Source organism: Myroides sp. A21 (genome assembly GCF_000807225.1).
Lineage (GTDB): Bacteria > Bacteroidota > Bacteroidia > Flavobacteriales > Flavobacteriaceae > Flavobacterium > Flavobacterium odoratimimum.
Genome location: NZ_CP010327.1, coordinates 1,222,446 through 1,234,869, shown reverse-complemented (window position 1 = coordinate 1,234,869; position 12,424 = coordinate 1,222,446). Strand labels below are relative to the sequence as shown.

Genomic DNA, 12,424 nt, shown 5'->3' with positions numbered 1-12,424 from the left:
AGTATGAACCACACAGATACTATAATTATGAAAAAACTATTACTTACACTTTTATTAATCATGGGTATAAGTCAGTCTTATGCACAAAAGAAACAAAGAATACTAACGCCTGGTGTTCGTGGAGGATGGAACTTTAGCAGTGTTGTAAACTCTGGGGGGGACTCCCGTACAAACTTCTATGTAGGGGTGCAACTTCCTATACGCTTAGCTAAGTTTTATTCGCTTCAACCAGAATTAGTGTACTCTCGTCAAGGGGCAGATAATATCGTTGACAGAATCTATTATGAGAATGGACATGGTCGTTCAGTTGATTTAAAAATGGGGTATATTGATATCAATGTGATTAATAAGTTTCACTTTGGTCGATTGAATCTTCAGGTAGGACCAGGTATTGCCATCCAAGCTCATAATAACGTATCAGAAATGACCCCAGTAGACCTAACTATTAATTTAGGTGTCGGTATTGATATTACCAAGCGCATCGGGATAGAAGCTCGCTGGATGCCTGGTCTGATTGGTATTAATGATTATTACTATGATAGTGATAATGGCGAAATGCGCAACAATATACTTCAAGTAGGAACTTACTTTAGATTCTAATCTCTTTTGGCTACTATAAACACACTATAATTATGAAAAAACTATTACTTACACTTTTAATAGTCATGGGGGTAAGTCAGTCTTATGCTAAAGAGAAGAGAAAGATACTTAATCCCGGTATACGCGGTGGTTGGAGTATTAGTAATGTAACTAATATAGGTGGAGATTATCGCACTGATTTTTACGCAGGGATACAATTGCCTATTCGTTTTGCTAGATTTTATGAATTACAACCTGAGCTGATATACTCACGTCAAGGAGTGAAAGGAACAAATAATAATCCACATTATGATCCGTATCAGCGAGATGCAGATGAATTAAAACTTAGTTACATAGACATTAACGTGATTAATAAATTCTATTTTGGTAAGATTAATTTACAAGCAGGACCTGGTTTAGCTATAGCAACGAATAGCAGTAAGTATAATGTCACTCCTATTGACTTAACACTTAACCTCGGTATCGGTATCGATATTACCAAGCGCATCGGGATAGAAGCTCGCTGGATGCCTGGTATAGTGAGTATTAATGCATCTGCTGATGAGTATCACTATAGTAGTCGATATGATGATTCGGATTATATGCGTAATAATACATTTCAGATAGGAGCCTATTTGAAGTTCTAGTACACAGTATATAAATATATTCAAAGTCGATTAAACGCAATAACATTGCGTTTAATCGACTTTTTTTATGGCTGTTTTTTCATGATTATTTACTCGATATACAGAGCTAATAGTATTTGTAGTTTTTGAAATTTCGTTCGTATTAGGAAGCCTAGTGTGACATTGTATAAGGGAGGATCACATCCTAAAATTAGGAGAACAGATCATAAAATCGTTTTATTCAGACAGATACTAGTATTACATTATTTTAGTGTTTGCCTCCTTTCTAGACAGTTTAGCGTGTCAATTTTATCCCTTTTTTAAGTATATAATTTTCTTGATTACCTACTTTTTATTTACAGATAAGTAGTGCAATGTGTGCTATTTAAGATACAATAGGTGTAAAATACGATATGTTTAGCTCACTATGTTTCCAGTATGCTAGGCTAGTGCTGGGTATGTGGTCGGCTTAAAACAATATTTTTAAGCCGACCAAATGCCTATCATATGCCGACCACAAGCCGACCACCCCGATTTTGTATACTCGGAAAAATAGAGAAATTAGGGCGAAATATGAATTTTAGTCTGTTTTTTACCTTTGTGTTTCTAGTCTGCATTGTGGAGTGTTGTTATTTCTGTGATGAATATTGGGTGATGCAGTCAGTAGAGAAGTAGCTACGTATTGTTTTGAAAGGAGGAGTTTTAGTGTGTTAATCGTTTTGTAATTAATGTGTTATATTCTGTATAGGAGTGGTGAAAGGATGAATAGAGGTGATATAATGAGTTTCTATTATATATTTATTTCTTTTGTGTATAATTAAAAATTAACCTAATATGCAGGGAAATTTTATTGTTATTTGCTGAAGAATATAGATTAAATAAGAAAATAAATGCTAGAACTTCTGTTTTTTTTGTGAAGAAGTTAAATGGCGTTTAAATAACAGTATGTTTTTTTTAATTAGTTTTGCATTAAAGTTTTTTTAAGAAATAATATAGGTATTTATGCTTATCGACAATTTTTATGAAGTAGTTAATTTAGAAGAGACTACAGCGAATCAATATACTGCCTTAGTACGATTAAATACCACGCATGATGTATTTAAAGGACATTTTCCAAATAATCCTGTAATGCCTGGTATATGTATGATGCAGATCATTAAAGAATTGTCTGAATCAATCTCGAAGTGTGAACTTTTTATGGAACAGGTAATCAATGTGAAGTTTATGGCCTTGATTAATCCTGAGAAGTGTAATGAACTAACGTTTTCGCTACAGGTAGATGAGGTAGACGAAATCGTAAAGGTGAAGAGTACTATCGACTTTGTAGGTACTATCGCTTTAAAAATGAGTAGTACTTATAGCAAGAAATAGATATGAAATTCTTAACTGTTATTTTCATTAGTGCAATGATGCTGTTTCAGACTTCGACGACTAGTATCAGAGAACGTTTTGAACACGCGGGAGAGTCTGTAGAACTAGCAGAAGCGTTCTATAATCAGACTCTAAAATTAGATAACACAGATTTGGGCAATGCTTACAAAGGAAGTGCGCTAATCACGAAAGCTAAATTCGAGAAAGGTATTAAGAATAAAAAAGCGCTAATCGTACAGGGGGCTGCACTGCTAGATGGAGCAGTAGCTAGTAAGCCAAAGGATGTAGAAATAAGATTAATCAGGCTCATCATACAAGAACACGTACCGAATATCGTGAAGTATAAAGCGAATATACAAGAAGATAAACTGGTAATACTAGAGAACTATAGCAATCAGTCTGCTGATGTAAAGAAATGGATTAGTAGTTATGCGAAACAATCAAAAGCATTTACTACTGATGACAGAAATAAACTTCTGTAATGGAAGATGAATAAATGAAAGAAGACCTTACCTTACCTAACATACATAATACCATAGGCGAATTGGGCATTTGTGTCTTGATTCCCACTTATAATAACCACAAGACTTTACGGCGTGTTATCGATGGAGTATTGTCTTATACGAATAAGATAATTGTCATTAACGATGGCTCTACAGATGATACCTCAGCTATTTTAGCAGATTATAACAGAGAGTTGCATACTATTCATTTACCAGAGAATAAGGGGAAAGGAAATGCACTGACTGTTGGGTTTAGAGAAGCTATACGCCAAGGGTATCAATATGCTATCACAATAGATAGTGATGGACAACATTATCCGAGTGATATTCCTGTGTTTGTCCAGGCGTTGATGGAGAGTGAAGAGAAGAACCTATTGCTTATTGGTTCTCGCAATATGGAGCAAGAGGGTGTACCGAAGAAGAGTAGCTTTGGCAACCGATTTTCTAACTTTTGGTTTTGGTTTGAGACGGGTATTACTTTGACAGATACTCAATCAGGGTATCGCTTATATCCTTTGCAGTCTTTGGCAAAGAAATATTACACAAATAAATTTGAATTCGAAATAGAGGTTATTGTGCGAGCAGCATGGAATGATGTAGCTGTGCGCAATGTACCTGTACAAGTACTCTATGATGAGTCTGAGCGGGTATCTCACTTTAGACCATTTAAGGACTTTACGCGTATTAGTATACTGAATACAGTTTTGGTAACCTTACTGTTGGTCTATATTATCCCAAGGAATTTTTTTAGACGTTTCAAAAAAAAAAGGTTTAAAGATTTTTTGAGAGAAGATATACTAGGAAGTGATGATTCGAATAGGGTCAAAGCGATATCTATAGGACTAGGGGTATTTATCGGTATAGCGCCACTGTGGGGACTACAGTCGTTCTTATCTATTTTTTTAGCTATCACATTCAGGTTGAATAAAGTGTTGGCATTTACGTTTTCGAATGTGAGTATACCACCGATGATACCTATTATCGTATTTGCATCTTTGCAGCTAGGATATTATTTGGTTCCACATGGGACGAAAGATATTATCTTAGATGAGTATTCTATAACCTCTATGTCTGCACACTTAGTACAGTATCTAGTGGGAAGTATCGTCCTAGCAAGTGTAATGAGTGTACTGTTCGGAACAGTGAGTTATGTATTATTATCTGTATTCAATAAAAAAAGGAAGTAATGTCAAGTGTATTTTATCATATTTATAAATGGGGAGAGAAGAACAAAGTAATGTTCTTTATACTATCCTTACTTTTTGTGGTATTAACAGCTTATGGGGCTTTAAATATTAAGTTTGAAGAGGATATCACTCGTATATTACCAAAGAATGAAAAGACAAGTATCACTTCGAAAGTACTTAGTCAGCTGCGTTTCTCAGATAAGATATCAGTTATCATAGAGAAACAACAAGAGGGAACTACAGAAGACTTAGTGACGTTAGCTGATCAGTTCTTAGATTCTCTAGCGGTGAAGAACGAATATGTCAAGTCTATACAAGGCAAGGTAGATGATGAGAATATCAATGAAGCAATTAACTTTGTCTATGCACACTTGCCCCTGTTTTTAGAAGAAAGTGACTATGAAAAAATAGCTGTCAAACTGAATAATGATAGTTTAAAGCAAGTCGTAGAAGCCAACTATAAGACGCTAATCTCTCCTACGGGAATGGTAGCGAAGCAGTTCATACAGCGAGACCCAATGGGGATAGGCTTTATGGCACTACAGAAGCTGCAACAACTCAATATCGGTGATGACTTCCACCTTGTGGATGGGTATATCATGAACAAAGATGAGGATAAGCTACTCTTGTTCATTGATCCTGTATATGACGGTACAGAGACGGAGCACAATACTATTTTTATCAACTATTTAGAAGAGGTAAAAGAGAGCTTGAATGGAACGTATGCTGATAAAGTAAGTGTAGATTATTTCGGAGCTTCTTTTGTAGCTGTAGCTAATGCTAAGCAGATCAAGAGTGATATACAGAAGACCGTAGCTATATCTGTGACAGTGCTCATGGTTCTATTAGTAGCCTTTTATCGCAAACTATTTATTCCAGTCATACTGTTTATACCGACTATATGTGCTGCATTAGTAGCCTTGTTTGTCTTGTATTTTATCAAGGATTCTATATCTGCTATATCGTTGAGTGTAGGGGCTATATTGATAGGAATTACGATAGACTACGCCCTGCATATTATGACACACTACAAGCATAGTGGAGATATAAAAGAAGTGTATAGAGAGATCACTAGACCTATCATAATGAGTTGTGCTACGACAGCCATTGCCTTTTTATGTCTAGTATTTGTGCATTCAGAAGCCTTAAAAGACTTGGGAATATTTGCGTCTATTACAGTGATGGCAGCAGGTCTATTCTCCTTGCTATTCATACCTCATCTGTATAAACCGTCTGAGAAAGATTTGGTAGGCAAGTCGAATACACTAATAGATAAAGTAGCTAAGTTTCCCTTTGATAAGAGTAAGTGGTTGTTTGGACTATGTCTTTTAGCGATTGTAGTAAGTTGTTTTACTTTTGACAAGACTACTTTCGATAAGGATTTGTCTTCGATGAACTACTTTCCAGAAGAATTAAAACAAGCAGAAGAAAAGCTCAATAGTACCTTAGATAGCAATAGTAAATCCTTGTATATAACGTGCTATGGAGAATCTGTAGATGATGTGGTAGAAGATAATGCACGACTAGCTCAGCACTTAAAGAGTGAGAAAGCAGATGGACATATCTTGCAGTATAGTTCACTAGGCAATATTGTATTATCTAAGAGTCAACAAGAGCAGAAGATTAAGCTTTGGGACACATTCTGGGCAAAGCAAAATATATCAAGTATAAAGCATACACTGATCAGAGAAGGACAGCGATATGACTTTATGGAAAGTACGTATGAGGGGTTCTATGATTTATTAGATACGAGCTTTGGTGTTATTCCAATTCAAGAATATACAAAGTTGAATCCTCAGATTATGGATGAGTTCTTCATAGAGAAGGATGGATTCTATACAATTAATACGTTGGTCAAAGTACAAGAAAACAATAGAGTTGCATTTGTCGATGAGTTAAAAGGGCCAGAAGAGTATTTGGTGATTGATAGGAAGGCTATTAATGAGACTTTCTTGAGTAATCTGGTGAAAGACTTTACGAGTTTGGTCAATTATTCTTTGATTGCTGTATTGTTGATTCTATGGTTTTTCTTTAGACGTATAGAGATGGTACTAGTGAGTATGGTACCGATCATTATTACCGGATTTATTACTACAGGTCTGATGGGACTGTTTCACATAGAGTTTAATATCTTTAGTTCGATCGTGTGTACCTTGATATTCGGTCAGGGAGTGGACTTCACTATATTTATGACCAGTGCCCTACAGAAAGAATATACAACGGGTAAGAATGAGAGTGTGATGTATCGTTCGTCTATTATCTTGGCTGTATTGACAACACTATTAGCTATAGGTACACTGATATTTGCGAAACATCCAGCCTTGCGTTCTATCTCTGTAGTGTCTTTGATAGGATTGTCTGTATCGGCTATTTCGGCATTTGTATTATATCCTCGTTTATATCGCTTCTGTTTTACAAATAGACAGCAGAAAGGAAAGTCACCTATTACGTTGCGTTTATTATTGTTTAGTATTGTATCATTTACCTATTTTGGGGTATGTGGTGTATTGTACTCTTTTATTGCAAGGATATTGATGTTCATATTGCCTATGCGAAAAGTAGTTAAGTTGAGGTTGTTTGGCAAGGGAATGTCTTTGTATATGGCTTCTGTATTATACTTAAACCCATTTGTGAAAAAAGGGATTATCAATAAGCAAAAAGAAGACTTCAAGAAGCCAGCAGTTATTATAGCTAATCATACGTCATTCTTAGATTCATTGACGATAGGAATGGTTAACTCAAATATAGTCTATCTAGTGAATGACTGGGTGTATAAGTCACCTATCTTTGGTAGAGCGGTACAGATGGCTGGGTTCTATCCTGTATCTAATGGGGTAGATAACAGTGTAGAGCACTTAGAGGAACGTGTGAAACAAGGATTCTCGTTGATGATATTTCCTGAAGGAACACGCTCATTGACCAATGATGTACAGCGCTTCCACAAAGGAGCTTTCTTCTTAGCAGAGACCTTGAAGTTAGATATTATACCTATGTATATACATGGGAATGCTGAGGTTAATGGAAAGAGAGATTATATCATATATGGAGGGCACATTATTACTACAGTAGGAGAACGCATTACTTATGAAGATAGATCGTATGGTGAGGATTACTCAGAGCGAACAAAGAAGATAAGTAAATTCTACAAAGAACAGTTTAGAGCTATTAGAAGACAACTAGAGGATAAGAATTACTTTAGACGTAAATTGTTCTTAGGATATTTTTATAAAGAAGGCAGTATCTTGAAAGAGGTGAAAGATGATTTTAAGCATTATGCAGAGGACTATTATGAATTGGATAATCACTTGTCTGACAAAGAGAAGATATTGCATGTAGGAGAGGACTATGGACAGATTAATTTCTTGTTAACTTTACAACAGAGCAAGCGCAAAGTGTATGCTTATATTCAAGATGATTACAAGCGTAGCGTAGCACAAACCAATTATGTAACAAAGTGTAGAACGGTAGAATATATAACTGATGTATTTGAAATAGATGGTAGTGTCAATACGCTGTTAGTATCTACAATAGTAAGTGGTGAAGTACCTACTACTATCCATAAGATAGTAGTGTTACATAGAAAAGTAAAGGAGTATGTACCTGATAGAAGTTTCAAATTATCTGTACAGAATGAATATATCAGTGTGTATCTAAGAGAATAAAAGTTATGGAGAAGAAGTATGATGTAGTTGTGATAGGAAGCGGTCTTGGGGGATTAGCTTCTGCTGTAATATTAGCAAAAGAAGGAAAGAAAGTCTGCGTACTGGAGAAGAACACACAGTATGGAGGTAACCTACAGACGTTCGCTCGTGATAAGTCTGTGTTCGATACAGGGGTACACTATATCGGAGGTCTAGATGTCGGTGAGAATCTGTATAAGTATTTCTCTTATCTAGAGATTATGGATAAGTTGAAACTATATCGCTTAGATGAGAATGGATATGACTTTATCTCCTTTGAAGACGAAATGATTGATTATCCACATGCACAAGGGTATGAAAACTTTGTGCAACAATTACTTGTGTTCTTCCCTGAAGAAGAGGTCGCACTGCGCAAGTATTGTGATACTATCAATGATATCTGTCACCGCTTCCCGATGTATTACCTCGAAGGGGGGAAAGGATATGACGAGAATATCGTAAGTATTAAGTTGATCGATTTCTTAGATGAAATAACAAGTAATGAAAAGTTAAAAGCAGTGCTTATAGGTTCTAACTTTTTATACGTAGCAGATAAGGAGAAGACCCCCTTATATGTACATGCCTTGACAGTCAATTCTTACATACAGAGTGCTTGGAGATGTGTCAATGGAGGAAGTCAAATCAGTAGAGCACTTATCAAAGTACTGAAGAGTTATGGAGGAGAGATCTACAAGAATAAAGAAGTTGTAGGTTTTGTTTTTGACAACCAACAATTGGCATCATGTAAGACAGCAGATGGGATGCAGTATACGGCAGATCAGTTTGTTTCTAATATTAACTTGAAGCACACGATACGCATGGTAGGGACAGAGAGTTTCTCTAAACCATTTGTAAAGCGTATTATGAGTCTAGAGGAGGTACCTTCGGTATTCTCACTTTATATTGTATTTAAAAAAGAGTGCTATCCTTATCAGAATAGCAACATATACTATTATAACAGTATAGATGATGTATGGGATACACATCAAAAAGCTGAAGGTAGATGGCCTAATTTGTTAGTAGCTTCTATGAACTGTACTTCTCCTGCACAAGAATGGGCAGATAGTATGACAGTGATGACCTATATGGATTTCGAGGAAGTCAAACAATGGGGAGAGACATACAATGTATCGACTATTAAGAATCTAGGAACTAGAGGAAATAGCTATGAGGATTTCAAACGAGAAAAAGAGCAACTTCTATTAGCTAAGTTAGAGTCTAAATATCCTGGTATCTGCAGGGCTATAAAGAGTGTTCATTCCTCTTCGCCCTTGACTTATAGAGATTTTATAGGGTCAGAACGAGGAAATATGTACGGATTTATCAAGGATGCTAATATCCCTATGAAGACATTTATCTCTCCGAGATCGAAGATAGGCAACTTATTCTTCTCAGGGCAGAATGTGCGTATGCACGGAGTAATGGGAGTGACTATAGGTGCATTTGTAACTTGTCTAGAGATGGTAGATAAAGATTCTTTGCTAACGAAACTCAATAAGTATAGAGATGATGAAGCATTGGTATAGATATATTGGGACTCTAATTATATGTGCCTTATTAGGAAGTTGTGGTGTAAAGAAAGGATTGAAAGATATTCCTATTCTTGAAGGATGGGATGCCGCTACGCCAGAAGTTAGTATCATACAGGATAGTATTCGCATAACTGATAAAGGCTTTTTAAGTAAGAATAAACAACAATTATGGGAATTGTATGTTAGTGGTGATCCTTATCAAATTGGATTAAATACAGGAGCTCTAACAAAGGATTTGTATCAAAAGCAAGAAACAATCTTCTTCTCAAAAGTAGAGGAGTTTGTACCAGCAGGATTTAAGCAAAAGATGTTGATTAAACTATTGAAGTATTACAATAGAGACTTATATCAATATATTCCGAATGAATACAAAGCTGAGATATACGGACTAAGTAACTATGCTACTACCCGATTTGATTTCTTAGGACCAGCTTACCAGCGCAATCTTTATCTTCACGGAGCGCATGACATAGGACATGCTTTTCAGGATCTAGCTTTAGTAGGATGTACATCTCTTGCAGTATGGGATGAGAACTCTGCTGATGGTGGTTTGTTGATAGGGAGAAACTTTGACTTTTATGTAGGAGATGATTTTGCGGAGAATAAAATAATCGCTTTTATACAACCTGAAAAGGGAAATGCGTTTATGTCTGTGACGTGGGGAGGTATGACAGGTGTGGTATCAGGAATGAATGAAAAGGGACTGACTGTAACACTAAATGCAGGAAAGTCTTCTATCCCACTGAAGGCAAAAACACCTATCTCTGTAGTTGCTCGTGAGATACTACAATATGCTGACAATATAGAACAAGCTATCGCCATTGCTAAAACGAAGAAAGTATTTGTATCTGAGTCTATCATGGTGGGGAGTGCAGCAGATAGGAAGGCAATATTGATAGAGATAGCACCAAAGAACTTTGGGGTATATGAAGTGCCTAATAGCAGTGCATTAATCTGCTCGAATCACTTTCAAAGCGATGCCTTTAAAAAAGATAAGCGAAATAAAAAACAAATCGAAGAGAGTCACTCGCAATACAGATGGGATAAGGTCAACGAGTATGTACATAATGCTGAGGTGTTGACTCCTCAGAAGATGGTTGATATACTAAGAGATACAAAAGGACTGAATGGAAAGGAAATAGGGTATGGAAACGAGAAGGCGTTAAACCAACTATTAGCACACCATGGCATTGTCTTTCAACCAGAGAAAAGACTGGTATGGGTGTCGTCTAATCCTTATCAACTGGGAGAGTTCGTGGCTTATGATTTAAACAAGATCTTTAGTAAAGAAAATAAGGATTATCACTTAGGTGTAGATAGTTTAACGATAGCGAAAGACCAGTTTATCGATAGTAAAGCATTTAGAGATTATGAACGCTTTAGAGTGGAAGACCACGTCTTTCAGAAAGTGATCAAAGAGAAACAAGAAGTCTCAGAGGAATACATTAAAACGTATCAGGCGTTGAATCCTGAGTATTGGTTAGTGTATTACCGTACAGCATTGTATTATATGCAAAAGAAGCAGTATTCTTTAGCTCGTGAGGAGTTTAATACAGCGCTGACTAAAGAAGTGACAACCTTACCTGCCGAACAAAAAATAAAGAAGTATTTAAAGAAAATAAGAAATAAGTAATGGAAAGTTCTCGTATAGATTATCAATCTAAAGAAGATATTCTGAAATATCAAGAGCAAAGGCTACAAGAAGTCTTAGCTTATGTCAATGAATACTCTCCTTTCTATAAAACTTTGTTTAAAGAGAAAGGTATTGATATAGCTACTATTAAAACAATAGAAGATTTACAGCAATTACCTTTGACAACTAAAGATGATTTGCAGAGACAGAATGATGCTTTCTTCTGTGTACCTAAAACTTCTATTATTGATTATGCCACTACTTCGGGAACATTGGGAGACCCTGTTACATTTGGGTTGACCGATGGTGACTTGGAGCGATTAGCAGAGAATGAGTATCAATCCTTCAAATGTGCTGGGGTACAACAGGGGGATGTGGTACAACTAATGACTACCATAGATAGACGATTTATGGCCGGTTTGGCTTATTTCTTAGGGTTGAGAAAGTTGGGTGCAGGTGTTATTCGTGTAGGTGCTGGAATACCACAGTTGCAATGGGACTCTATCTTACAATATCAACCAAAGTATCTAATAGCTGTTCCTTCATTTTTATTGAAGTTGATAGACTATGCCGAGAAGAATGACATAGACTATAATAACAGTAGTGTAAAAGGCGTAATCTGTATTGGAGAAGCGCTTCGTAAGGATGATTTGACACCTTCTGTTCTGGCTCAGCGAATCACAGAGAAGTGGGATATTAAATTATATTCAACATATGCTTCTACAGAGATGGGAGCGGCATTTACAGAATGTGAGTTTACACAAGGAGGACATGTGAATCCGGAGTTGATTATCACTGAAGTATTAGATGACGAGAATCATGTAGTAGCAGATGGAGAATTAGGAGAGTTGACGGTGACTACATTGGGGGTTGAGGCGCTGCCTTTAATCCGTTTTAAGACAGGTGACATGGTGCGTAAACATGTATCTCCTTGTCGTTGTGGTAGACATACTTATCGCTTAGGACCTGTAGAAGGACGCAAGAGACATATGATAAAATATAAAGGGACGACATTATATCCACCTGCAATAGTAGATTTGTTGAATTCTTTTCCTCAGATTAAGTTACATCTTATAGAAGTTTCTACAAATGATATCGGAACAGATGAGATAGTAATTCGCATTGTGACTGAAGATACGAGTCAAGAATTCTCTAAGAATATCAAAGATACCTTTAGAGCTAAACTACGTGTAGCGCCTAAAGTAGTCTTTGAAGCATTTGATACACTGCAACCTATCGTGTTTAATCCAATGAGTCGTAAACCTATTACATTTATTGATAAACGCGTTTGATCTATTTAGAAATAGATAGAG

At 36.2% G+C, this 12,424-nt stretch carries 9 protein-coding genes; all 9 read left to right on the top strand.

The features are described 5' to 3' along the window. Positions 1-3 precede the first annotated feature (3 nt). The 9 genes from MYRA21_RS05705 (at position 4) to MYRA21_RS05665 (ending at position 12,403) form a co-directional block, all read left to right on the top strand. A complete protein-coding gene (locus MYRA21_RS05705; RefSeq protein ID WP_006257932.1) occupies positions 4-600 on the top strand; it encodes a porin family protein in 597 nt (198 codons plus the stop codon). 32 nt (positions 601-632) lie between these two features. Then, positions 633-1,226: a porin family protein gene (locus MYRA21_RS05700; RefSeq protein ID WP_006257933.1), complete on the top strand. Its 594-nt coding sequence runs from the start codon at positions 633-635 to the stop codon at positions 1,224-1,226. Positions 1,227-2,207: 981 nt separating this feature from the next. Beyond that, positions 2,208-2,576 (top strand): 3-hydroxyacyl-ACP dehydratase, encoded by a 369-nt coding sequence (locus MYRA21_RS05695; RefSeq protein ID WP_006257934.1) that lies wholly within the window; start codon positions 2,208-2,210, stop codon positions 2,574-2,576. 2 nt (positions 2,577-2,578) lie between these two features. Further along, positions 2,579-3,058 (top strand): hypothetical protein, encoded by a 480-nt coding sequence (locus MYRA21_RS05690; RefSeq protein ID WP_006257935.1) that lies wholly within the window; start codon positions 2,579-2,581, stop codon positions 3,056-3,058. A gap of 14 nt (positions 3,059-3,072) precedes the next feature. Continuing rightward, positions 3,073-4,266: a DUF2062 domain-containing protein gene (locus MYRA21_RS05685; protein ID WP_006257936.1), complete on the top strand. Its 1,194-nt coding sequence runs from the start codon at positions 3,073-3,075 to the stop codon at positions 4,264-4,266. Then, a complete protein-coding gene (locus MYRA21_RS05680) occupies positions 4,266-7,928 on the top strand; it encodes a 1-acyl-sn-glycerol-3-phosphate acyltransferase (RefSeq protein ID WP_006257937.1) in 3,663 nt (1,220 codons plus the stop codon). The genes MYRA21_RS05685 and MYRA21_RS05680 overlap by 1 nt, the downstream gene beginning before the upstream one ends. 5 nt (positions 7,929-7,933) lie before the next feature. Further along, positions 7,934-9,472 carry an NAD(P)/FAD-dependent oxidoreductase gene (locus tag MYRA21_RS05675; protein WP_006257938.1) on the top strand — a complete coding sequence of 513 codons (1,539 nt, stop codon included), beginning with the start codon at positions 7,934-7,936 and terminating at the stop codon, positions 9,470-9,472. Further along, the gene (locus MYRA21_RS05670) at positions 9,456-11,111 is read left to right on the top strand and encodes an acyl-CoA--6-aminopenicillanic acid acyl-transferase (RefSeq protein WP_006257939.1); all 1,656 of its coding nucleotides are present in this window, start codon (positions 9,456-9,458) and stop codon (positions 11,109-11,111) included. The genes MYRA21_RS05675 and MYRA21_RS05670 overlap by 17 nt, the downstream gene beginning before the upstream one ends. Further along, the gene (locus tag MYRA21_RS05665) at positions 11,111-12,403 is read left to right on the top strand and encodes a phenylacetate--CoA ligase family protein (protein WP_006257940.1); all 1,293 of its coding nucleotides are present in this window, start codon (positions 11,111-11,113) and stop codon (positions 12,401-12,403) included. The genes MYRA21_RS05670 and MYRA21_RS05665 overlap by 1 nt, the downstream gene beginning before the upstream one ends. Positions 12,404-12,424 lie beyond the last annotated feature (21 nt).